The 26,762-nt window shown below is 37.5% G+C and carries 16 protein-coding genes; 4 read left to right on the plus strand and 12 right to left on the minus strand.

Features of this window, described 5'->3' with window-relative positions; genetic code table 11:
* Positions 1–428 precede the first annotated feature (428 nt).
* From HMPREF2794_RS03655 to HMPREF2794_RS03685, 7 genes are all read right to left on the minus strand, one after another.
* Positions 429–2,492 (minus strand): glycoside hydrolase family protein, encoded by a 2,064-nt coding sequence (locus HMPREF2794_RS03655; protein WP_055270608.1) that lies wholly within the window; start codon positions 2,490–2,492, stop codon positions 429–431.
* A gap of 63 nt (positions 2,493–2,555) precedes the next feature.
* Positions 2,556–4,175, minus strand: coding sequence for a glycoside hydrolase family 172 protein (locus HMPREF2794_RS03660; RefSeq protein ID WP_055270556.1), 1,620 nt, complete (start codon positions 4,173–4,175; stop codon positions 2,556–2,558).
* Between the two features lie 83 nt (positions 4,176–4,258).
* Positions 4,259–4,987 carry a DUF4998 domain-containing protein gene (locus HMPREF2794_RS03665; protein WP_055270558.1) on the minus strand — a complete coding sequence of 243 codons (729 nt, stop codon included), beginning with the start codon at positions 4,985–4,987 and terminating at the stop codon, positions 4,259–4,261.
* A gap of 21 nt (positions 4,988–5,008) precedes the next feature.
* Positions 5,009–6,283 carry a DUF4959 domain-containing protein gene (locus tag HMPREF2794_RS03670; protein ID WP_083312004.1) on the minus strand — a complete coding sequence of 425 codons (1,275 nt, stop codon included), beginning with the start codon at positions 6,281–6,283 and terminating at the stop codon, positions 5,009–5,011.
* Positions 6,284–6,313: 30 nt separating this feature from the next.
* Positions 6,314–8,290, minus strand: coding sequence for a RagB/SusD family nutrient uptake outer membrane protein (locus tag HMPREF2794_RS03675; RefSeq protein WP_070750944.1), 1,977 nt, complete (start codon positions 8,288–8,290; stop codon positions 6,314–6,316).
* Between the two features lie 12 nt (positions 8,291–8,302).
* Positions 8,303–11,437, minus strand: a complete 3,135-nt coding sequence (locus tag HMPREF2794_RS03680) for a SusC/RagA family TonB-linked outer membrane protein (protein WP_070101332.1) — start codon at positions 11,435–11,437, stop codon at positions 8,303–8,305.
* Between the two features lie 319 nt (positions 11,438–11,756).
* On the minus strand, positions 11,757–13,244 hold the full coding sequence (locus HMPREF2794_RS03685; protein WP_055270567.1) for a family 43 glycosylhydrolase: 1,488 nt from the start codon (positions 13,242–13,244) through the stop codon (positions 11,757–11,759).
* Positions 13,245–13,528: 284 nt separating this feature from the next.
* Here HMPREF2794_RS03685 and HMPREF2794_RS03690 point away from each other — a divergent pair, with 284 nt between their 5' ends.
* From HMPREF2794_RS03690 to rsgA, 4 genes are all read left to right on the plus strand, one after another.
* Positions 13,529–14,620 carry a GntR family transcriptional regulator gene (locus tag HMPREF2794_RS03690; RefSeq protein ID WP_055270569.1) on the plus strand — a complete coding sequence of 364 codons (1,092 nt, stop codon included), beginning with the start codon at positions 13,529–13,531 and terminating at the stop codon, positions 14,618–14,620.
* Between the two features lie 222 nt (positions 14,621–14,842).
* Entirely contained in the window at positions 14,843–15,754 is a 912-nt protein-coding gene (locus tag HMPREF2794_RS03695; protein ID WP_010539450.1) for a DMT family transporter, read from the plus strand.
* A 50-nt stretch (positions 15,755–15,804) separates the two neighbouring features.
* Complete coding sequence (gene frr / locus HMPREF2794_RS03700; RefSeq protein ID WP_010539451.1) at positions 15,805–16,365, plus strand: ribosome recycling factor; 561 nt, start codon at positions 15,805–15,807, stop codon at positions 16,363–16,365.
* A gap of 17 nt (positions 16,366–16,382) precedes the next feature.
* Entirely contained in the window at positions 16,383–17,315 is a 933-nt protein-coding gene (gene rsgA, locus HMPREF2794_RS03705) for a ribosome small subunit-dependent GTPase A (protein WP_010539452.1), read from the plus strand.
* A gap of 120 nt (positions 17,316–17,435) precedes the next feature.
* Here rsgA and HMPREF2794_RS03710 read toward each other — a convergent pair whose 3' ends face one another.
* From HMPREF2794_RS03710 to HMPREF2794_RS03730, 5 genes are read right to left on the minus strand one after another with little or no spacing between them, the layout of a single operon-like run.
* Positions 17,436–19,058 carry a PKD-like family lipoprotein gene (locus tag HMPREF2794_RS03710; protein ID WP_010539453.1) on the minus strand — a complete coding sequence of 541 codons (1,623 nt, stop codon included), beginning with the start codon at positions 19,056–19,058 and terminating at the stop codon, positions 17,436–17,438.
* Between the two features lie 12 nt (positions 19,059–19,070).
* On the minus strand, positions 19,071–19,781 hold the full coding sequence (locus HMPREF2794_RS03715) for a DUF4843 domain-containing protein (RefSeq protein WP_010539454.1): 711 nt from the start codon (positions 19,779–19,781) through the stop codon (positions 19,071–19,073).
* A 24-nt stretch (positions 19,782–19,805) separates the two neighbouring features.
* The gene (locus tag HMPREF2794_RS03720; protein ID WP_010539455.1) at positions 19,806–21,236 is read right to left on the minus strand and encodes a RagB/SusD family nutrient uptake outer membrane protein; all 1,431 of its coding nucleotides are present in this window, start codon (positions 21,234–21,236) and stop codon (positions 19,806–19,808) included.
* Between the two features lie 6 nt (positions 21,237–21,242).
* Positions 21,243–24,368 (minus strand): SusC/RagA family TonB-linked outer membrane protein, encoded by a 3,126-nt coding sequence (locus HMPREF2794_RS03725; protein ID WP_029425718.1) that lies wholly within the window; start codon positions 24,366–24,368, stop codon positions 21,243–21,245.
* A gap of 56 nt (positions 24,369–24,424) precedes the next feature.
* Positions 24,425–26,749: a Gldg family protein gene (locus HMPREF2794_RS03730; RefSeq protein ID WP_070750946.1), complete on the minus strand. Its 2,325-nt coding sequence runs from the start codon at positions 26,747–26,749 to the stop codon at positions 24,425–24,427.
* Positions 26,750–26,762: the final 13 nt, after the last annotated feature.

Genomic DNA, 26,762 nt, shown 5'->3' on the forward strand with positions numbered 1-26,762 from the left:
TGAAGATAACGACATAACAAGTATAAACAAACACAACGCTTATCATTCCCAAGTATGCTAATATTTGCCGTCTGATGTATTAATAGATAAGTTCTGTTTTATTGATGCTAAAGTTACTATGATCCAAGAGTAAACTTGCCAACCATCCGATACAATCTATAAACGCAAGCTTTGTTTTTATAAATGAAGGTTTCATTTATATAATTGCAAGCTTTGTTTTTATAATCAAAGCTTGCAATTATAGATTACATGGTATCAAAAACAAATTTACTATCAGAGATTAATAAGTTTATAAGGCAATATGAGTAACTTTTCTATTAATAAAGGAGAACCGAACTAATGTAGAATGGTGAAAGAATGCCCTTCACCCTCTATCACCTATGAATAGGGCGAAGTGAAGGTTGAAGGGCACTTATGTAAATACAACTTTATTCTGTCAAAAGAGATAAACGGACATTTTTAACTTCCATATTTTCATAGTGGAATTGCAAACGTTCTACAGCTAACTTCTCACGATAGGAGACCATCGTACGCTTTCCGGCTATCTCCGTATCCACCAAAGAGCCATCAAACTTATCGGACGTTTTCACTACCATACGTACAGTAAACGTTTTGTCTGTATCTATCAGATTTTCAATTGCATAATTTCGACCTTGTTGCGGAGCACCTCCTTCACGCAAAGAGCGTTCACGACTGTCTTTATCACCGACAAAAGCATATTGTGCACGCTTCTCTCCGCTATCCAACTTCCATTCGCACGCATCTTGCGTTCCTTTATCGGCAGAAGGCAATAAGTTGACAGTCAATTTGCCGTCAGGGCCGACAGGCGTAACCTCGAAAGTCAACAAGAAAGAGCCGGACGGTATCTTTTCAATCTTATCAGAACTGCCCGACAGTGTAATGGCATCCGGCGAAACGGCAGGCACTAACTCATCCATCCACTTCGTACCAATGCGTCCTTTCGGCAACTGTACCATTTCGTGAATTACCAGCGGGCCTCCCCAAGCTTTCATCCACATCCAACCTGCCATAACAAAACGATTGTTTGAGATCTCAGTTATAGTAGGAACACAAGAACCGTTATAAAAATCGAGTCCTTCCGCCACAACATCCTGATATACGGAATCCGGCTGAACGGTCTCTTTAGCCCACAGACGTGTAAAACCACCAATAATATAATCATAATCTCCCCAATGGAAGAAGAAAGTACAATCACCACCCAAAGGAAAATTTTCGTCCAGACAGTGCCAGCCACCACTGACTGAATCAGAAGCCCACGTACCACGAGCTCCATAATTAGCCAGCATTTTCAAATCTCCTTTCGGATCGACATAGATACTTGGATTCTCACAGGGATGAAATAAAATGCCTGTCTTACGAAAATGGATACCATCATCGCTGACCGAATAAGAAGAACCGGCAGCCACGCCGGACATCTGATGACGGTTGAAAGACCCTGTATATCCATGTTTATCCAAGTACTCATACAATTCAGGAAGAGTAGTCTGCTCACGCGGATAAATGCGGGTAGTATGATAACCATAACTGATACAAAGCTGATTGTTGAAAATAAAAGGAGTACCGGTGCCGAACGTTTCCCATTGTTCTTCGATAGGAACGGCTGCTTCATGCTCGGTCCAATGACGAAAATCTTTTGTAGAAAGGTGTTCAAAATAATGTCCTCCGCGACCGAATTTACTTTGGTGTCCACGACGATCGTACAAGTAAAAAAGATGATAGGTTCCGTCGTGATAAAGACTGACCACATCTCCTACCCACGCATTATGTCCGGTCGGAGTCCAGAATTGTACTTGTGGTTGTAATCCGACTGTAGCTCCTTCCGCGCGTTCGGGGTGTAGAGAAGGATAATAGATAGCTGCTTGTGACACAAAGTGAGAATCAATCTTCCAGTTTTTCATTTTCTCGGGAAGAGGATAGCCTAATGGAAAATCATTATCCAGTAATTTGCCGTCTACGTACATGGTCCAGCGGACACCAGAGAAATTCAATATTACTTCGTGCTCTCCCAAAGGCTGATTTAACATAGCCAATGGAATACCGATTATCATTCGTTCCATGTGCCCGTCAACAGGAGACTTCAATTCCAGTCCGGCTTCAAGCACCGGAACTGATCCGTCCGGCATTTTATAAGCAGGATAGTTCTGTTTATTACGGTCTAGTGGATTATGCTGGCGAAGGCAAACATCCAGCACTCCCGGGATCTCGAGAATATGACGGTCGAATGTCGGTATTTCCAGATTCACGGTGAAAGAGATGGCAAATCCTTTTTCTACTTCTTTAATAACAGGCAATGAATCTGCCTGTACAGCACCGCCTAACTTTGCCTGAGCCATTAAAGGCAAATTCATGTTCCACGAATTATTCAGCAATGTTATACGGGCAGGCTCCTGCATTTCCTGCTGGCAAGAGGTCAGTCCTCCACTCAACAGTATTCCGACAAACAAGCATCCTAATAGCAATTTCTTATTCATATATTTCATACTTTGTATTTAATCGAATTCAAACTGAATCCATAGCATATTCTTCAGTCTCAGCTACATAAGATAGGGCAACTGGGACAGAATTTCTTCTTTACCAGAAGACTGCTTTACCTTACTATTCAAATCTCCATACCAATAATTTGTCACAGCATAATCTACTTTACCCGGATTCCAGCTCAACATTTCAATATCAAATTTATATGACTTCTGAAAAGGAATACCATCTAAATTACGAGTACGTACAAAAGCGTTAAAACCATGAGAAGAAGGATTATCGGCCCGTGGCGCACCTCCAAACGGAGTATGGAAAGGAACTACCGGTGCCCAAGAACAATTGTAATGATCTTCTGTCCCCGTCCCATGATGTGAAGGAAATATATCATTATCAACCCATATTACTTCATCCCCTTCTCCATACCAATCAGGAGCATAGTTGAATAGTGAAAGCAAATCTCCCCTAAATACCCCTCTTCCATCAATTGTTATATAATTCCACATATGATTCCCTTTATGATCATCATATCGGTTCGTTATTTCAATGCCTCTTTCCTGTTTCCAAGTCGTGTGAAAATAAAGTGTATTTTTGCTCCATTCCCATTCTGACACATGCGCTCTGACATTCATCCAAACCGGAAACTCAAACAAATTCTCAATTTCTATTTTGGCATTCTTTTTATATGGCATTACCCAACGCGATACGATATGTCCGCGACCATCCGTATCCATATACCAGCTATTCACTTCAGGAGCTCCCAGTCCTGCCCCCGAAAAATCTCCCAACGGCACCCATACTGTCTCTTTTCCATCAAAAGTTATTTTCAGTATCAACTGCCTCATCATCTTTGCATAATCTCCTTTACGGCAATTCACATCAATAAGTAGTGACCGAATAGCATGATTCCCAAGAGGAAGATCTATTGCACTTGTATGATTAGGAGCAATATCCATTGCAAACTCACAACGCTTTCCACCTTTAAAGGTTGAAGGATTCCAAAGCGTCTTGTTTACATCTTGTATTTTTTCCTGCATTGTATGCGTATTCACTTGTCCGACATCAAATGTTTCAACCTCAGTTCCAGATACATAGGTGCGATATTCGATTTCATAATAACGCGGTCCCCAAGTATTCCTGTTTTTATCAAGTTCTTCAAACGTTATCCGGCAGTTTTTCTGGTATGGAAATGGAAACATAAATGTATTCCCTCCCAAACCTTCAGGAGTATAATTCGTATGAATTAAAGAGAGCGCATCTCCAACTTTAAATGGAATGCGTGTCATGTCATACGCAGGAATCACAATACGAGGATTCTCTTCGTTATCAAAATAAAAACGGAGGATACCATTTTTGGCATGAGCACTCATCCAAATACGTGTTACTGCCCCCGGTCCATCATAATCGAACATCACTTTTTCTACTCGCCCCTGAACAGTATCCACTCGCATACAACCAAATCCGTCATCATTAGCATACCACCAATCTTTATCCGGTGATACAGTCCGGCGGTCATAACTACTTACCATCTTACAAGTGTAATAAGGTTCGGGAAACTCTGTTGCTTTTTCAAATGAAATCATTTCATCCAACAAAGTACTTACCATCACTTTATCTGATGCCATAGAAGGACTTTCAAAACACAGAAAGGCCACTACACATAATCCTATAATTATTCTCATATCTAATATTCTATTATCAAAAAGAGTATATCAAAAGTAGTACAAATATACCAATTTTTCAATATACTCTTTTCATTAATTACTTACTCTATGATAATACGGGTTCTTCCGTTCACCGGAACCGAATCCATTGTAACAATATCACTTGAAACCGGATATACATAGGCTGTAAAGTTTACATAATAAGTTGATCCTTTGCTTAACTCCGGAGCGGGCAATGTTAATTCATTCACACGATCTAAACTTGTTACGTTCTCATTTTCCAAGCAGCCCTCAGTGATCACTTTATCTCCATCCTCTGAGACTATTTTATAATCAATATAGCTATACTTACAATAAGCCATACTTACCGCCGACAGTCCAGCCCAATAAACCGATGGTACTCCATCTACTTTAACATAAGAACAAGTAGGAGGAACCAAATTATCTACCATTGTCTGAGAAATAGGTAAAGCTGTAATAGTAGCAGGTACAGAACGATTACCCGCATTGTCCAATGTGTATATAGCAAAATCAAATCCTGTCCCTGTATCAAGTCCGTCGATCACCACAGAGTCTACTAAATAATCAAATATTTTTTGCTGTTTATCAACGCCATATTCAATCAAAATATGTTTTGACTTTTGATCTTTCGGGTTATCCCAGGCCAATGCCACCCGTTCGAATCCAAGATAACTCCGCACTGACGTAACTTTACCGGAATAATTATATTCCTCCAAATACTGTTTATAATTATCATCCATATCTTCACAACCAATCATACCAATGAACGACAATAAGCAACCAACTATATAAATATATTTACGTTTCATAATTATCTGTTTTTATTTAGATCAATCATTAACCTCCAAACCATATAATGTAATCTCAGAGCCTACAGATACCATTCTTTCTGTAAATCCATTCAGAGCCTTAAATCTCAGATAGCGGAATGGCTTGGTATATTTTGTTTCTTTCGGATACAAAATAAACTCATGTCCGGCTATTGCCTCCTGATCAGCTTCATACGAGTCAGCCGGTTTCACAATCTTATACGTTCCTACCAATTCCCAGTCAGTCACACCATCCGTCGGGTCGTCATCATCGCTAATATAAAGCTGGAAAGTCTGCACATTTTCATTGCCATATTTATCGGACAGACGCTGCCAATATCGTACACGGCTTCCTTTGACCGTACGTCCCATATCTATGAAATAAGAATAAGGATACCCCCATTCTCCCGTATTAAAAATGTTATAATTCTCCGGATTCAACTGATAGGTGATATTATCCCAAAACTTCTCAATACGTCCCTCATACGCAGCAGAAGGTGCATTCCTTAAACTGTCTTTTGTAAAAGCTCCCATATATTCATCATAAGGCTGCTGATTATCCGGATTCGGGTCACTATCATAGTTCCAGCGATTGCCATATAATTGTTGATTGGGAAGGAAAGCCCATAATGATTTATTCAATGGAGCATCTTCCAATGGTCTCAGTATCCCACAATCCTGCACCGAAGATATATTTCCATATTGATCTTTCACATAAGTTGAAACGGTATAATCCTTATTCTGCAGGTTTTCTACCAAGAAAAATCCATCTTTCGAATTAGACGAAAGTACTTTCTCGGCAACAGTTTCTCCATCACTCAAACGTACATATACATCTACCGTCTGCTGCAACTCATTAGTCCACTCAGCAATCAATGCAGAGAAGCCCGGGCGAACTGTCAATGTTGCGGCCACTGTATTTGTGTTTGCCTCTAGCGGAGTAATAACCTGCACTACCGGAGCAGACACATTCTCATTGCGATCCACAGAATAAAGTTTCACTTCATATTCTTTCACCTGACCGAATCCTTCCACAAACAATGTATCATTGTATGTACTGCTCGTTTTAGAAACTTTCTCGCCAGAATCTACCGTATAATCCGCACGCACATACAAGAAATCCGGATCTTCCGGGATATCATACAAGAAATATCCTCCACCATAATTGGGAACAAATCGCACATTGGAGATTTGTCCCGGAGCCATCGTATCTTTTTCGTCGTCATCCGAACAACTCGTATTAATCATAAACATTCCGCCCAAAATTAACATTAAGCTATAATATATCTTTTTCATGTTCCTATTTTCTAATTAAGTGAATAATTACTACCATCCCGGATTCTGTACCAAACTAGGATTCTTGTTAATGTCATCCAAAGGAATCGGGAATAAATAATTTTTAGGAGTTTCCCATGTACGTGCCTGCAACTCTGTCACTTGATAAAAGTCTTCATAAGTACGACCTGAACGTGCATTCCACCCTTTCACTGATGACACGAAGAACTCGCCTGCACGTTTCCAACGACAAAGATCAAAATACCGATGTCCTTCGAATGAAAGCTCAATTAATCGTTCAGCCTGTATTATTTCACGCAACCCTTCTTGCGTCTGGTGCTTGTTGATGTTTTTCACAATAGTCCCATCGCTCCAAACTGTTTCTACATTAGGCAGTCCCGCTCTTTTACGTACCTCATTCAAATAACGATAAGCTTCCGCATCGGGACCATAATATTCATTATATGCTTCTGCATACATCAGATACAAATCCGCCAAGCGAATTATCGGATTCGGATAACGAACCATTCGCACTGCATGCTCATTCAATGACTCCGGATGCACTAGCTTCTTTATTGCAATGCCCGACCAATAGAAATCATCTTGCTTCGTACTATAACGCCCGCCCGGGAATTCATCATACTTCATATGCATCTCAAGTTTAGTCTGTTGATTGCGCCAATAACAATTATCAACAGCAATCCAACTGTAAAAACGTGGTTCACGATTCAAATATAACTTGATTGTTTTCTCATTCGGCTGCATATACCCTAAATGATAAGTGTCATTCGGGATAGTAACTATATCCAACCGATTGTCATAATCAAATGTTTGATCTTCATTGATAGGTACCCCGTTTTTTGTGTAATACAACTCACCCATCCGATAGGAAGCACATAACCATTGCCAACTATAATCCGACACTGACTGATTATCCGGACGACGACATTGGGAAGCATGTTGAAAAGTACCTTGGTCAAAACTACCTACATTAGAATATCCCCATATCAACTCATCATTCCACGGATCAAGAATGGAATAACGATTATTATAGCAATATTCAACAATCTCGGACTTACCCCAGACATCTTTATCAAAGAATTCGATATTCGCTCCACCATCAGCATTATATTTATACAATTTCTTGTTCCGTGCGTGAGCGGCATCAATAGCTACTTTCGTAGCATCCAATGCTCTCTTCCACTTTTCATTATCTTTCTCCATCGGGAAAAGTAGTTCACCGTCCACATTTTTAAAATTACTATAATATTCTGCATTTCCATTAAACAACGGGCTGGCCTGGGTCAGTAACACAACTGCTTTGATTGCCTTGGCAATAGTACGGTCTACCATTCCCAAAAATTCATTAGGACGATCATCTTTCAAGTCTGTCTTTTCATTTCCGTTCTCGTCATACAATACCTCATCAATCAAATCTACCACATACTGAAAACAAACATCTACCGGTTGGCGCTTCAATCGTACCTCGCTTGGCGAAGCGGAAGGAGTCAGATTTTTATCAACAATACAAATGGGTCCATACAAACGAGCCAAATAAAAATGGTAATAAGCCTTTAGTATCTTTACTTGTGCAATCCAGTCTTTCCGATCTTCATCCGTAATATCCTTCACCTTGTCAATATTTTCCAGAAATAGATTACAATAGCGAATGCCCACATACAAAGCTGACGCATTCTTGCCTCCGTTCCAATAACACAAATAAGGATTCTGAGCGCTGTTCCACCCTTTCATTAGTTTTTCACCTGGCATACGATCCGGATTACCAGATTCACCTCCATCCAAACGTACGATAAATTCATCTCCGGCAAGACTCATCGAATTGTTTAACCATCCCCAATTAGGCATATATTCATAACAAGTCGACAATGCACCATAAGCTTGCTCCTGTGTTTCAAACATTGTTTCCAACTCAATAGTATTATCCGGAACAATATTCAGATAATCGCAACTACTCATCCCTATGATAAAAGTTGCTGCCGTTATAATATGTTTTAAATTAAATTTCATTGTTATTACATTTTAAAAATCAAATTGAACACCTATGTTATATACACGCTGTAATGGATACCCTAAACCATTATCCCCCATTTCTGGATCCCACAAATTAAATGAGCTGAAACACAGCAAATTCAAACCTGAGAAATAGAAACGTAGATTACTCAATCCCACCTTACGCAAGGTGTTTTTAGGCAAGGAATAACCAAGTTCTATAGTCTTCAAACGTAAGTAACGTCCATCGCGCAACCACCAAGTTGATTCTTTTTTATAGTTATTAGCATTATTTTCAGTACTCAAACGAGGCCAGAATGCATGGCTCACCGGATTGTTGGGACTCCAATGATCGTCAGCAATATAAGAAACAGCATTCCGATAATTCATAAATGGCGCTATCCTACTCGGATCAATGAAAAATGAATTATGTCCTTGCCCTTGGAAGAAGAAAGAAATATCCCAGTTCTTATATCCTGCAGAGAGCCCAAAACCGTAACTAAATTCAGGTACCGACGGGTAACCAATAGGTACCATATCATTATCGTTTACTATTCCATCGTTATTAATGTCCTTATATTTAATATCTCCTGGCTGAACATTTGTTCCAAATCCTTGCGTAGGTGAATTGGCAACATCTGCCTCATCGATAAACAAACGTTCTGCTATTAATCCCCACTGTTGTCTAACCGGCCAACCAATCGTTCTCCGATATTCATCCCGATAAGCAGGCTCTTCTCTTTCTGTAACCTCATTTTTCGCATAAGTGAAATTAAAACGTCCTGTAAGCCAAGCATCTTTATTAATGGCATAGTTCAAATCGGCAGATCCATCCCAACCCCACGATTTCACTTCACCTACATTTCCCCAAATATCGCTGGTCAACCCCATAGTAGATGGGATATGCGCACGTTTTTCGTATACCTTCTCACGTCGTTCATGAAAATAATCCAATTGTACATCTAATACTCTCCATAAATTGAATTCTACACCAATATCCTGTTTACGGGCAATTTCCCACGTAATCTCCGGATTAGCATAACGTTTTACTCTCAATCCAGAATAAGACGTCAAAAAATCTTTTCCCCAAGTATAGCCACCTTCTCTACCGATATCCGACAAGAAGTAAAAACGATCCTTGGGATCTGAAATATTATCATTACCCACCAAACCATACGAATAACGAATTTTAAATTTATCAACCACCTTAGATAAAGGACGCCAGAAATTTTCATTTGAAATCATATACCCTGCACCTATCGCAGGAAAAACGCCCCAGCGATGGTCTGCATCAAACTTCTCGGAACCATTATATGTAACACTACCTTCAACCAAATATCTAGATTTATAAGCATAATTTGCACGGGCACGTAAAGCCTGATTACGTTGCGGCAATGTCACTTGAATACTTCCTTCCGCTGCCGTATTCTTATTTTCTTCCTGCGTATAGATAACAACCGCTCCTAGTTCATGATCATCATTGAACACATTAGAATAACTGAGCCCTGCCTCAAAATAAAAATGGCTATTTGCCGAACGGGTATTAACCGGCTCTCCCAGCACATCAGAACCTTTCACTATCTCCGACAAACTATAAACATCAGCCAATTCATCATAATCCTTTATATTATAAAAGAATGGAGCATACGAACGATTACTATCATGAGAGCTATCTGTTTTAATAGATACTTTAGCATGAAAGTTAAGTCCTTTAGTCAGAAAATCCAATTTCTGATTAAGTGAAAATTGGGACAATATATTACTGGAGAATCCATCTTTATACCCCTTCACCATATCAGCATAAGGATTAGCCATGCTATTACGAGGATTCATACCGAAAAGCACATGCTTAGTATAAACATTTTTCTCATCCGGTAAATAATATTTAGGAAATTCTACAGGATTAGCATCCATCACTCGGTTAAATATATCATTAGCCTCCACCGAAGGACCTGTATAATTCTGAAAACGAGAATTCATATTTACCTCAAAAGAAGTCGTTTTAGTCAATTGTATATTCACCTTTGCCGTCACATCATACGTACCAATATTGATGTTATTCTGGAAGTTATTCATTTGTTCATTCTTCAAGATACCAGTTTCATTCGTATAGGCTGCTGCTAAATAATATTGGATATCCTTACTACCTCCACTTACATTCAAATAATAATATTGATTATATGTGAGATTCTTAAACAGCTCATCATACCAATTTACATTGGGATAAGCATATGAATTAACCCCATTAATCGTGTTCTGTATTTTTTGTGCTTCATAATAAGGAGGCAACAAAGGATTGTCATTAAACTGCGCCTCATTATACAGCTTCATGTAAGTGACACCATCCACTGTCTTGGGAATTTTAGTAGGTGTAGAAAAACGTGATTCATGACGGAAAGAAATACGAGGTTTTCCTTCTTGCCCTTTCTTCGTAGTCACCATGATAACACCATTTGCTCCTTTTGACCCATAAAGAGCAGCAGAAGTTGCATCCTTCAATATTGAAAATTGTTCTATATTATCAGGCTGTATACGGGCTAAATCATTAGCAGAGATTTCAAATCCATCCAACAAAATCAAAGGAGATGATGAATAACCGAAAGTCGTCACACCACGTACAAAGAATTCAGCATTATCTTTACCTGGTTCTCCACTTTTTTGATAGGAAATTACTCCTGCCAACCGCCCAGCCAAAGCTGCAGTCAGGTTCCCAGTAGGCATTTTTAATTCTTTTGGATTAATGGTTTCAATAGCCGAAGTCATACTTTCTTTTCTCTGTTTACCAAATGCAACAACAGTTACATCCTGTAGTTCATTTGTCTTCGGTGTCATTTTTACATACAAAGTTTTTTTATCACCGATAGTGATAACTTGCGTCTCATACCCAACATAAGAAATAAGCAATTTGTCTGTCGATAACACTTCAATCTCAAACTTTCCATCCAAATCAGTTATAACACCTTTAGTGGACTTATCAACTTGAACTGCGGCTCCTGGAAGAGGAGTATTCAATTCATCAGATACTACTCCTATTACTTTTATCGGACTTTGATCAACAACCGCCAATGCCTGATTAAAGACAGAAGTTCCTACGATACAAAGCAACAACAAAAACATTTTAAGAATCCCGTTCGGTTCTCTTTGTGTGTTTTTAGAATGTTCCATAATTCTACATTTAATAATTAACAATAGGTTTACAAATATAAATTTCATATAATCCTTCCACTATAGAAGGTTCCTGTTTTTCTATGCTAAACTAATCAATATCTATTTTTAATAAAGATTTAAGTATTATCAATAATAAGAGTTTTTATTATTAATTGATCAACATATTGCAAATCTATGAAAACTACACATACATAAGTGTAACTTTCATTTCAAATACTATCAAAATTGATACATTATCCTAACATATACATTACATCACCAGAGCATATAATCCAAACAAACACAAGCTTTTACATCAAACAAACTATAGATAATCTCACCATAATTTGTCATTCCACTGATAAATGTTAATATTTTTAATTGTTGCACTTCCATTTTTCAGGAAGAAGAATAGCTTCTGCCCTTTCTTTTCTGGCAATCGGTTGATAACAGACCGCTTACCATTTATATTCATATCAATAAATTCATCTTTCAATATCAAGTCCAGAATGATTGTCTTTCTCATATCTTTCACCGTGTTTATGCCGGTATTATAGATGAAAGCACTTTCCTTATTAGCATTCAGCTCGATTTTATATCCACGCTCTCTTTTATCTGTAGCTCGCACAAACAAACCGATTTCATCATAATTGCTTAAGGGTTGTATTTCCATCGTAATCCGATAATTGACAGGCAAATCAGATATAGAGGCAACACTGGTACCATTCGGAGAATCTATAATTAGTTTTCCATCCGAATACGAAACAGTTTTGCTACCAACAGGAATCTCAACTTCCGGCATTTGAAGGAGAGACATCTGTGGGAGAGATTCCGAAAGGAATTTTGTATAGAGCGTACCATCTGATCCTTGCACAACTTCCCTCAACAACATATTTCCACCCCAAATCGGACCATCAAAATCCCTATTATTACTTCTGCAAGGCATGTATGCTACTGCTATTCTACGGTTGTCTTTATATTCCGCCGTTTTATAGACGCTAGCCCACTGCTCTACAAAAGCCTGTGTACTAGGATATTCCCAAGGTCCGTAAGGTTTCTTCGATTTAACGTAATAAGTGTCTCCCCCCGTACTATACAACAAATAGTACCAACCATTCCATTGGAAATAATCAGAACACTCCGGAGTAGCTACCTGTCCTGTCAACAGAGATTCAATTTCTTTCCAATCCTTTAAATCTTTAGATATCAGGTGAACCAGATAACCACCGAAACCATCTAGTTCAGGTTCTTTTTTATAACCTGAAATAAAGAGATGATACACATCTTCTCTATCTTTAAAAATTTTTGGATCACGAAAATCACGACTAACGCACTCCTGAGGAGCATAATAGAAAGGATTCGGTTTTTGTTTCACATAAGATTTGCCTTCATCTTCACTCATCGCATAACTCAATTGTTCGTGTACTCCTTTGGCATCTTTCACCCGAGTAGAATAAAACGCATAAAACTTTCCTTTATCTGCTATCACCGAACCGGTACAAATGGATTTCTCCCAATCTTCATCTATACCGACAGCTACTGGATAATGTGTCCAATTAATAAGGTCCTTAGAAGTGCTTAATGCCCATTGATGTCCACCCAGTCCACCCAACCCGGCATGGTGACCTTCATCCAACAACCAATAAATATAGAATGTACCTTTGTGATAATAAGGCATACAGTCACCTGTAAAAAGATGTTTTTCTACAGGTTTAAAATACTGTAGGTTCGTAGTCCTCTGAATTTGCGGATCGTAGTCCTTTACTACTTGCGCAAAAACACTGGTAGAAAATAAGATAAAAACTAATAGCAGTTTTGTTTTCATAATAGCGTTATTTTAGATAGTTGTTAACTAGGTATTCTATATATGTGCGTATTTACTTTGCAAACATAAACTATATTTTTATTAAATGCAAATATATATGCAATATTTTAGCAGCATAATAAACAAATATACATATCATTTATGTAAACCATCAAAGTTACATACAGAATATCACATATTAAGAATAAGCTTAATGACAGTTATTACATTTATTCAATAGCACAAGAGAGAGAATCCACTATTTCTTATTATATTTGCATCCTATTACCAAATAACTCCAAGTAATGAATACAAAACCAAGTTACAAATCGATTTATGATATCTTAAAAAAGGATATTCTAGATGGGGTATATCCTACCGGTTCGCTATTGCCAACTGAGCTTACATTGGCCGATCAATATTCTGTATCAAGACCAACTATAGCAAAAGTTTACAATCAATTACAAGCCGAAGGTTACATTACGAAAAAAAAAGGACTGGGTACTATCGTCAACCACAAACATACTGCCACCACATTGACATTCGGATTATTACTTCCCGGAGCTGGAGAGTCCGAAATATTCTCTATTATCAATGACCAGTTACTGAAACAATCGGAAGCAGGTAAATTTAACTGTTTATGGGAAGGCGCCACCGCAAGCAATGCAGATATAAGACGAGAGTTGATAGAAACCTGTTGCGACAATTACATAAAGAAAGGGGTAAACGGCATATTCTTTTCTCCACTGGAAAGAGTAGCCAACGCAGACGAGATCAATATTCGAATCTGCGATAAAATAGAGAAAGCCGGTATTCCGCTTATCCTTATTGACAGAGATATCTATAATTTCCCCAAAAGAAGTAATTTCGATATTGTTTGCCTAGACAACTTTAGCGCAGGTTGTATTATGGCACAACACTTAATAGATCAAGGATGTACTCATATTCACTTTTTCTACAGACCTGACTCCGCAAATTCCGTAAACATGCGTTTATCAGGAATTAAAGAAATGGTACAGCAGAACAAACTCCCATTCGATACGAATAATGTGCATTGCGGTAATCCGGAAAACATCAACTTTGTAAAACAGATGCAAATCATATCCGGTAAGACAGGCATCATCTGTGCGAATGATTCTACAGCTGCTGTTTTAATGTCAACTTTAACAGATATTGGTTTGCAAATATCTGAAGACCTGCTCATATGCGCCTATGACAACATGAAATATTCTATGCACTTAAAACACTCACTGACATCATTCAAACAACCGTGTGAAGAGATAGCCAATGTCAGTGTAGAGCTTATGTTCAGAAGAATCAATCGTATTAACGCCTTCCCGGTTACAGTAAATCTTGCAGGAGAAATAGTAATTCGTGATTCAAGCAAATTTGGTTAATTACGATCTAGATATGATAAACCTTTAAAGACAGGCATCTCCGTGTATGTGAGATGCCTATTTTTATAAGAAGATAGGCCCAATTTAAACTTCCCCTAGCATAACTAAAGACTATTTCTCGCCTACGAAGAATTAAATTATACTATCAACCCACTAAATACTTGTTTATCATCTGCGAACTTCGTACTTTTGCACGCTATTTTTTTTAGAAAGCATACATAAATGAATAACAAGACCAAAGGTTTTATCTATGGAGCTATCGCCGCTGCAAGCTACGGCATGAATCCTCTCTTCGCACTCCCGCTTTATGCAGTTGGCATGAGCGTTGATACTGTTTTATTCTATCGCTATGCGCTTGCTGCGATCGTACTCGGTATTTTAATGAAACTGCAAGGACAGCCTTTCGCCCTCCGGAAAGCAGATATCCTTCCTTTGGTAATCATGGGGCTACTATTTTCATTTTCATCTCTGCTTTTATTTATGAGTTATAATTATATGGATGCCGGAATTGCTTCTACCATTCTATTTGTATATCCGGTAATGGTAGCTGTTATTATGGGAGTATTTTTCAAAGAGAAAATTTCCGCAATTACTGTCTTCTCTATTTTACTGGCACTCTCGGGCATTGCCCTACTCTACCAGGGTGATGGGAATAAGCCACTCTCCACCATAGGAATTATCTTTGTTTTACTGTCATCCCTCTCTTATGCCATTTATATCGTAGGAGTCAACCGGTCTTCGTTAAAGACACTGCCGACCACCAAGCTTACGTTTTATGCGATACTATTCGGACTATCAGTTTATATAGTCCGCTTAAATTTCTGCACGGAATTACAGATGATACCATCCCCATTATTGTGGGCAGATGTATTGGCTTTGGCTATTCTTCCCACTGCTGTATCACTGATTTGCACAACATTAGCGATCCATTATATAGGTTCCACTCCTACCGCTATATTAGGTGCTTTGGAGCCTGTAACAGCACTATTTTTCGGAGTCCTCCTGTTTCACGAAAAACTGACTCCACGATTAATGGCCGGCATTTTAATGATTATCACTGCCGTTACCTTGATTATCCTCGGCAAGTCGCTTATAAAAAAGATGAGTATGCTGTTGCAGATAAACAAAAAATAGTATACTTTTGCTAATCAATCAACCAAATAGCAACTTTAATTATCAAAAATATGGTAGACGTAAAGACTTGCCTTGACAATGCACAAGAAAAAATGGATATGGCCATAATGTATCTGGAAGAAGCATTGGCACATATCCGCGCTGGGAAAGCGAGTACCCGACTGTTGGATGGTATCCGCGTAGACTCTTATGGAAGTATGGTAGCCCTCAGCAACGTAGCTGCTTTATCCACTCCGGATGCTCGTAGTATCACCATCAAACCATGGGACAAAAGCATGTTCCGTGTCATCGAAAAAGCCATTATCGACTCTGACCTTGGCATTATGCCTGAAAATAATGGTGAAATTATCCGTCTTGGTATCCCTCCTTTGACGGAAGAACGTCGTAAACAACTAGCCAAACAGTGTAAAGCTGAAGGCGAAACAGCCAAAGTGAGTGTACGTAACGCTCGTCGTGATGGTATCGACGCTCTGAAGAAAGCTGTAAAGGACGGACTAGCAGAAGACGAACAGAAGAATGCAGAAGCCAAGCTACAAAAGATCCACGATAAGTATATCAAACAAATTGAAGATATGCTTGCCGACAAGGATAAAGAAATCATGACCGTTTAATAAACTAAAAAGATAAAGTGCACGGATTAGTAATCAAGAACACGGGTAGTTGGTATCAAGTGAAAACCGACGACGGACAATTTATTGAATGTAAAATCAAAGGTAATTTCCGGTTAAAAGGTATTCGTAGCACCAATCCCGTAGCTGTGGGAGATCGTGTTCAGATTATACTCAACCAAGAAGGTACTGCCTTTATCAATGAAATAGAAGATAGGAAGAACTACATCATTCGTCGTTCTTCCAATCTTTCTAAACAATCTCACATTCTTGCTGCCAACCTTGACCAATGTATGTTGGTAGTAACTATCAATTACCCCGAAACTTCAACCATCTTTATTGATCGTTTTCTTGCCTCTGCCGAAGCTTATCGCGTACCCGTCAAATTGGTATTCAATAAAGTGGATGCTTATGACGAAGATGAACTCCATTATCTGGATGCTCTGATTAACTTATATACTCATATCGGCTATCCTTGTTTCAAAGTATCCGCAAAGAAAGGAACCGGAGTTGACACTATTAAAAAAGAGTTAGAAGGAAAGATCACCCTTTTTTCCGGACATTCCGGAGTGGGGAAATCAACTCTTATTAACGCTATTCTACCGGGAATTGAAACGAAGACCGGTGAAATTTCAACCTATCATAATAAAGGTATGCATACGACTACCTTCTCTGAAATGTTCTCTGTCGACGGAGATGGATATATTATCGATACTCCAGGAATCAAAGGATTTGGAACATTCGATATGGAAGAGGAAGAGATCGGACATTATTTTCCTGAAATATTCAAAGTATCTGCCGATTGCAAATATGGAAATTGTACACATCGACACGAACCGGGGTGTGCTGTACGTGAAGCGGTGGAGAAACATCTTATCAGCGAATCACGCTATACTTCTTACTTGAATATGCTGGAAGATAGGGAGGAAGGAAAGTATAGGGCAGCATACTAATCAATCATTTTCCAAACACCGCTGCATATATAAAAATATTCTATCAAGATAGCACCTGATAGAATGAATAACTGATATAGTTCTTGATTATTTTGAATAACCAAGAACTATATAATGATTTTAGAACTGTGTTCCATTACCATCTGTCTTATAACGTACAGACTTTATTTTACCTAATTCTCCAGCAGGCACATGCCAACGAACAAGATAGTCTTGATCCTCACAATGATTTTTAGCCTGATTCATTCTTAAAACATAAAATTCTCCATTTTCTAAGCCTACACCCAAGTAATTACCACCTGGACACGATGTATCCAAAGCTGTCACAGGACTATCAAAATCCAACAATTTCTTAAAGCTAATATCCTCATCCAAATTGTCAATATCGTATAAATATAAACTATTTCCACTTGAAACAAATGTATAGGGATGTGATGAATCTAATCCATAACCTTCAGAATATTCCAAAACCGCTATAATACTCTTCTCATTGAATATATTTCCAAATAAAGCTGGTACTTTTCCTTCTTGCCCCTCATTCACACTAGTTTTAAAGGTACCATCACTTGTATACGCTCGCTCTATCATAAATTTTTGATAATAATAGTTACTATTCTTTTCAAAAATAGAAAAGAACCAATTGACATATGTGTTACGATTATCCCGGAAAAATCCTGTGTGGATCACATTACATTCTTTCATATTATTCAATGGAGTAAATTTTTCCGGCCATTCATCGCCTGAATAATTAGCTTCTTCTATTTTGCCAATGGTAGTAACATCTGAACTAGCCGACCAATTAGTACCGACTAAGTCTGATATAACTAGATAGCGCTTCTTATGATTATCATATAATAACAAGAAATTTCTATAGCTAGAAAAATCATCCGGTATGATACGAATATTCTTCAACGTTTCACCCTTAAACATCATTGGTTGTGAAAGAAAACGTTGAGAATGAAATAATTCATTGGTTGTTTTTCTACGTTGGTAAAGGCATCCATCTTTATCAGTCACTAAATCAAGCCATTGCATAAACATTACATCACTAATTTGAGGTACTTCACCTGAAAAAATGGTTTCAGCTCTCATTGCCTCTTTAAAAGTATAGGCATTAATATCTACTAGATCAGTTTTACAAACAGCCATTATTTGAGAACCATAACTCCCTTTACAGAAATGCTCATGAAGCTTAAACACATCATTCGGCAGTGATTTCCCATTTTCTTTTTGATACAATCCTGTCAAAAGTTCATAATCAGAAACATCGTCATAATATATTCCTTTTAAAAGACTCAGACAAGGTATTCCATCTTTCTCACTTAAGATTAAGAAACCTTCCGCCTGATAAGGTTCGCCTACTGTAAGATAAAAAGCTGTAATAAAATGAGTTCCATTCTCAATATCTTCTATATCAAGCAATACAGCTCCACTGCCCAATATATCACTTTTCCAACTTAGCGTTTCATCAGTTCCAATTATCTGATCTTTGAAAGTCCAAGTATAATTAAAATTCATATTAGGTCTTTCATTTACTATAGTCAATACAGGACGAACAGACACCATTCCTCCTATAGTTACACTCATACTGGAATTTACATTAATACTAGTACCATCTTCTTTCAAAAATTTTTCAACTTCGATCTTTGACAGATTTTTATAGTCATAGTTTCCTTTATCCTCATAACAACTAGAGCATAAAAAAGTGACACAGCATATAAATAGAAATATCTTATTTTTCATATTCTTTCAATTTTAATAAATAGGAAGATCTATCAACTCATTATCTTTATCTTTCCAACCATATTTCTCAATATCATTTTTGAACTTTACTGCTAACTCCATTATCTGATACCCTTCATATTCTGATAAATCAAGCACCTCTCCACCACAACTTTCAATGAATTTCTCATATTTAATAGGTGTCCATTCACCTAAATAATTCATTTCAATATCGCTATTCCACCAAGTTGGCTTACTGATTTGGTTATCAAAAGTAACAGATGCCGTTAGACTCTGAGCACGTGACTCACTTTCTCCTAAATAATCAGCTACGCCAAAGTTCTCATTGGGAGTCAAACGAAGTGTAACACGTACCGTTTCATTAAGCAGATGAGCTGTATTATGCAAGGTTATTTTTAATTGATCTTTCAATACTCCAGCATGAAATATCTGTTCGGTATCCAAAGTATAGTCTTCAACCTTGGCGGTTGTTTTATCCTTCACAACTTCTATAGAATACGATTTGTCCTCAATGAGTTGTATTCCAACTAATCGTACTTCAAAAAAAACATCATAATCATCTATTCCAGGGTGATGTTTAAATGTAACGAAGGTAGTATCCATATATTTATCATTCGGAATATAAAGATAATTCTTTGCAGCATCATATTGTGTCAATCCTTCCTTGCTACAAGCGCATAAAGAAAGAATGATTATACCTAATATAAATATGTATTTCCTCATATATCGTTAATATTTGGTTTGTAGTTATAAGTTTTCATTATCCGGACGCGGCAAAACAAATTGCAACTCTGACGTCATATACTTAGAATTTGGATAGATATTGAATTTCTTAAAATAAAAAAACAATTGTCCTTCCCCTATAAATTCACGACGTGCCTCATTGACTAAAGCCTGATTAAAATCACCTGATAATCTTCCCTTCGTACAACTATGTCCCGCACGCAAAACATCCATCTCTTCAAAAGCAACATCTGTCTGTCCTTTACTATTATAATACTCAGCTCGGATATAATACATTTCCCCTAAACGAATCATAGGAATTATATCTTTCGAATAATTTGCAAGTGTTCCACTAGCCTCAACATTCTTTATACTAACCGGATAATAATTTAATGTCGTAACTAATTTTTTACGAATATCCGAATTATCATCAAATAAATCGTCTGCACTCCAAGCATTTAAATAAAGGGACATTTCACCACCATAATAAGGTTTATAAATTGTCCATAGCTGATCATTAGACAAACAGAATATTATTTCTTCATACAATTTTGTATTGCCATTACGAAGAGTGTAAGAAGGAGTAAAAGTAAAGCATTTACTTCCATAGCTATCACACAAAGCATTAATAACAATTTCTGTTTCATTGAAAGCTTCCTGATGCATACCTGCATAATTATAAACTCTTGCTAACAAAGCACAAACGGCATAATAATTCATTCTATACCCTCTGTAAGCAAAAAAGATATCATCCGCTCCTCCATTCTCTATGCGATTTATAGGACTTAATTGAACTATATTTGCTAAATCATAACTCCCTACCAACTCTTTGGCAATCTTTAAATCAGCAATTGCTTTATTAAGCACATCTTGGTTACTGGTATAAGGTTGAAATGTACATGGATAAGTTGTCACATAAGGTATATACAATTGCTTATCTTCCTCCACATTCATCATAGAAGGAGCAAATAATCGTAGTATATCCAAATGAAGGTAGGCACGCAATGCCAGCGCTTCACCTTTTATCACATTTTTCTCTATTTCTCCCTCAGCAAACTTTCCAGCAGGTTCATTGTCAATACGCTGGATTATATTATTGCAATTAGCTATATTATTATATGCTTTGGACCAAATACCCTCAATGATACTTTTAACCTTCTCATCTGTATAACTATATTTTGCAGAAAGTGCATATTCACTAGACAACTCAGAAAGCATATACATATGAGCAATTACATCTAGAAATCCCCAGTTTAATTGTTGTCCATAAAGACTTGACTCAGCCATCTGTGCGTATACACCATTCAGAGCTACACGATATCCATCACCGGTCGCAAAAAGATCTGTTTCTGTTGTGGTATCTTTAGGCTCAATATTCAACCAATCGTTGCAAGAACTAAGCCCGACAAACAGAAAAATAGATATTATTAATTTATATATTTTCATTTCCTTCATAATCTATTAGAAACTTGCTTTTAATGAAAAATTAATAGTTCTTGAATATGGATAACTCAATCCTCTCTCCAACTCAACGGAGGACCAGCGTGCCAGTTCATTAGCGCCAACACCAAAACGCAACATACTTAATCCAATATGTTTGATTAACGTTGGATTGACATCATATTCCAATGCTATAGAATTAAGACTCACCCAATTATAGTCTTGCACAAAACGTGAAGTAGGCTTGGTTACCTCAACAGTTTCCCGGTTACTCACTTGAATTCTCTTGAAAGAGGCCAGATCTCCCGGTTCTTTCCAACGTTCAGTCAATACTCTTCTGTCTGCATTATCATTTGCAATATCTACACCTTCTATCTTATCAGCCAAAGTTCTATTATAACGTTGTCCTCCAAACTCATACATAAAAGTAGTGTAGAGACTAAAACGTTTCCAAGTCAAGTTTAAGCCAAAAGTCCCCTGCGCAGTAGGTTCTTCATTACCAACAACAACCTGATTAGCAGAATTCCAATATTTAGTAACAGTTCCATCCGGATTTTGGAAGAGCTCTTCTCCAGTAGCAGGATCAATGCCAAGTGATTTCATCGCCCAAATTGCATTTTGCGATACACCTTCCGAATATTTTTTATAGCTCTTTGACGCCACTTGGGTATTGGAATTAGCTGGATCACTAAAAAATGCATCTACTTTATCATTATAGGCTTTTAAACTCTCTGCAATTTTCACAATTTTATTCCTATTATGTGCCAAGTTGGCAAGGAGAGTAAGATTCCAGTCCTTTGTACGAATAAAATTGACACGTACATCCAACTCAAATCCTTTATTCTCAATTTCACCAATATTATCCATATAAGTAGTAAAACCAGAATGACTAGGGATAGTAACAGAGTTAATACAATCAACAGTTCTCTTAATATAATAACTACCTCTCAAATACAACAAACGCTTAAACAAACTGACTTCCATACCCACATCTAATGTATTGGTTGTTTCCCAAGTCAACCCTTTGTTTCCTAAAGCATATAATACAGCCCCATAACCCGTTTTGTACCATTGATCAGAAAGAATACGATATGTTGTTTTTGCATCATAAGATGCAAAATTCACCTTACCAATCTGCCCATAACTAGCACGGAGCTTCAACAAATCAAAAACATCCATGTTCGTAAAGAATTTATAATTATGTAAATTCACACCGGTACCAAAGCTCCAAAATGGAGCATATTTTCTATCAGTACCAAACTTGGATGAGCCATCCATACGAATACTAGCATCAAACAAATAAATATTATCATAACTATAATTCACCAAACCGATCAAACCCATCAGACGCGAATGTTCTTCACTCTGTGTTGGTTTACTTACAATCTCCTCTGCATAATTAGGTGAATGTAAACTACCTGAAGGAAAACCCTTATAATTAGCAGAAAGACTCTTTTCCTTACTTTCCATAATATTCATCCCAACTGAAGTATTGATATTATGTTTTCCAATGAAGCGGTTATAAGCTAAAGATGCCTGCCAATCAAGAACAAAGCTATCACCGGAACCAGTAGCCAATGTACCGGCAGAAAGATTTGTATTACTCAAAATCGGATCATTCTTCATTGAATTGGGATCAAGAAAATTTTCACTGTTACTAAACTGACGTGTAAGCCCAAGTGTGCTTTTAAACAATAAATATTTAGAAATATTCCACTGTGCACTCAAATTATTTATAACTTGTTCATAAGAAGATTTACTATAGCTACCTAAAGTTGCCTCATATAATGGGTTATAAGTAACTGTCCTATTCCCCCATCTAGTCAATTCCTTCATATACTCACCATTTTCATTCTCATAAACATCATATGGTAATTGAGTGGTATAATCAGAAAACGAACCATAAGGTGAATCTTTAGAGCTATTCACATCATACGTAAAATGATTTCGAACAACAAGATTTCCGATTGTATACTGTATATATGCACCGGCCCCCCATACATCTCGTTTGGAGCCTTTCATTACACCATCGTTTTTGTTCAAACTCAATTCCACTCCAAAACGTAATTTATCAGAACCTCCATCAACATAAAGACTATGATTCATATTAAAAGAAGTCTGTAATGGCTTACTTAACCAATATGTATCTACACCATTCTTTACATTATACAATTTTTTATTATAGAAGTCCTGAAACTTATGTTCACCTTCGTTATCAACAAAACAATTAGCTAATCTTTCAGCCTCTAATTTCTCCGCTGCATTCATCAGGTTATAATCACTCAAGTCTGGCATTTCCACCTCACCAGTTAAGCTATAAGCAACATTCAATTTCCCCGGTTTAGGAGTTACAGTTGTTATTACTACAACCCCATTAGCGGCACGTGAACCATACATAGCTGTAGCTGCAGCATCCTTCAAAATTGTAACACTTTCTATACGAGAAGGATCCATGTCATACAATTTTGTAACACTAATTTCGAAACCATCCATTATAAAAGTCGGAAGATTCGGATTGTTTTTCAAAGAGGATTTAGAAGTTACATCCACATCTAATTCTTTAATTCCAATCCCAGACTTACCACGCAAATATACTTCAGGAAGAGCATTAGGGTCAGATCCCCACATACTATTTTCCGCAATACGGAAAGATGGATCAAAAGCCTGAAGTGCAGCAATCACATTGGTTTTGGAAACCTTTTGCAATTCTTCTTTTTTAACAGTTATAGTATTTCCGGTAAAACTTTCCTTTTTCAAAGTTGCATACCCTGTTACTACAACCTCATTCACCTCATTCACATCTTCCTTCATATGAATTTGAATCTCTTTTTTCTGACTACCCTTTACTGTAACTTCCTGAGTTACCATTCCGATATAAGAGACTATCAATACGACATCTTCCCGTGGGGCACTAAGCATAAAGTTCCCATCAATGTCACCAACTGTACCTCCCTGCACACCTTTTACCCTTACATTCACACCGGGTAAGGAATGGCCTTCCGCATCTGTAACCTTACCTCTAATAACCCGGTAACTATTGTCCTCTACTTTAACAGTAACCTTAGTCTGTGCACTAGCAAAGAAAGTGTACGGAAGCATAGCTACCAATAATAAGCAGCCCATAATAAAACTTCGCTTTTTTTTCATAAATGCTGTGTTGTGTTTAGTTATATATTGTAATCCAACAAAATTTATTTTATCTATTATTTTTTACGACGACGCCACCAAGTGATGATATATCCCGCTAACAATCCTACAGGAATAATTCCCATAAATAAGATGCGAACCAAAACTAAAGCTCCCTGACCAGAAATGGACAGTTTATCGTCATACGGATGAGGACGATCATCATTTACGGGGAATTGATTATAAGACAATTCACGGAAAGCTTCGGTAATCAGCGTAAAGTTAGAAGTGCTCAAATCATTCCGATTAGTAGTCAATTCACTGTTCGCCATACAATCAGCATCACCACATACATAGATACGCTGTTCTTTATCACCTACTTGGCGAATCAAACGCACCACCAAAGGAATAGAATCAGCTTTTTCACCTGTTTCCGGATTGATTTCCGGTTTGTCATCCACAAAATCAGTTGTTTGCTGTTCATTCCAAGCCTTTGCAGTGGTAGCAAATAAGACTGAAGACTTAAAGCCGCAACTATCATTAAGTACTAATTCTACAGCCCCAGGCATAGAAAGTTTAGAGCCATATCGCCCCATTGTATAATAACCTTTATTCTCTGTTATAGCTGTTTCTGTAGGATTCACAAATAATTGATTGGGAGCATATCCCTCTGTCTCTTCCACTACAATGCCTGGCATAAATGTAATACCCAAATTTTCAACTAATGGATTCATCAATGGTTGACGCCGTGGTTCGCAAGCTATAATCATGTTACCTCCGCGAGCTATAAAACGTTGTATTTTAGCTATCTCATCCGGTGTGTATGCTTCACGTACATCTGCTATAACGATAATATCAATATTATCAGCAATATCTGTTGCCATAGAATCCGCCTTCAAATCCAAAACACTCACTCCGAACCCTTGATTGATCAGAGAATATCGGAAAGTGAGATTTTTTGCAAATGCACTATAATCACGTTCACCGCCTTTGTAAATATCACGTTCACCATGTCCTGTGATAAAGGCAACCTGTGGAGACTTGACAACCATCGTTTTCAAGGCAGCCGTAATTTCAGATTCACGAGGATCACGCTGATTATCATCATAAATGCGTAAAAAAGCTTTCTGACCATTTTCACGTTCGAAAAGATAAACAAAACGATTGCCTTCTTCTTCCAGATTAATACCCTTGGAGTCTGTTACTTTCTTGATATCTTCCGGAGAAAGGAACATATTAAAATCCAAATCATAAGTATCACACAAACGCTGAGCTATTTCTTTGTCTGATAGTCCAGAGAATTGTGCATAAAGACGAGGATTATCCGTATGGTCATAATAATACACATATTCCATCTTCATTTCCGGTTTGAAACGGATATAGTCTTCAAACTTACGCATTTCCCAATTCCTGTTTTTCGGCATTCCCTTGTTGAAATTATCATCCAGCAGGTTAACGAACATCGTAAGAGTCAATCCACCGTCCAGCTTCGTCATTACTTCCTGACTTGGAGGAGTCAAAGTATTTGCCTTAGTTGCTGTTGCATCATAGTAACACATTAACTTAGGTTGGGAAGTCACATAACCGACCAATAATGTAACACACAACACACCGATATACTGCACCATCTTACTTAAACTATTGGCTGTAGTACGTTCGAACTTCAATTTCAAAACAGAAAGTGACAAGAACAGTACAACCACAATAATAAAATAGAATGCATCTTCACTACAAATCATACCGTGAAGAAACTTGTCCGAGCGTCCTGCCAAAGATAACCAATAGGTAAGATCACGAACAAAATCAATGTCCTGTCCAATATTACCCATAAAATTAAGAATAGCAAGAACAGTCAATGTTCCAACAGCCGCAACCACCTGATAAGCAGTCAAAGTAGACATAAACAAACCTATAGCTGCATAAGCACATACCAACAAAAAGATTCCAAGTATCCCGGTCAAAGCAAACGGAAAATCAAAGTTCTCCACAATACATGCACTATAGATAAAATAGGCAAACAAGATAGCAACCAGAATCAATGCATATACCAACATAGATATATATTTACCTAGAATTATCTGTATATTGGTAATAGGGGAAGAATACAGCAACTTGATGGAACCACTGCTATACTCCTTACTCATCAATCCCATTGTAAGTAATGGTATATAAAGGTACAAGTTATCCTGCATACTTGAATAAACACCACTGTATCCTAACAATAAAGCACTGGTCAGGTTATAAGGGCGGTAGTTTAGTGCCAAATAACGTAATTGATCGGAAATCAAGTCGGAAAATGTCAGTCCGGCCTGAAATGCAAATATGATAAGGATCAACCATGCAATAGGTGAACAAAAGAGAGTATTCAGTTCAGCCTTTGCTATTTTCCATATAGTTTTCATACTTAATCTTTAT

Origin of the sequence: Bacteroides sp. HMSC067B03 (genome assembly GCF_001811315.1) — a bacterium.
GTDB lineage: Bacteria > Bacteroidota > Bacteroidia > Bacteroidales > Bacteroidaceae > Bacteroides > Bacteroides faecis.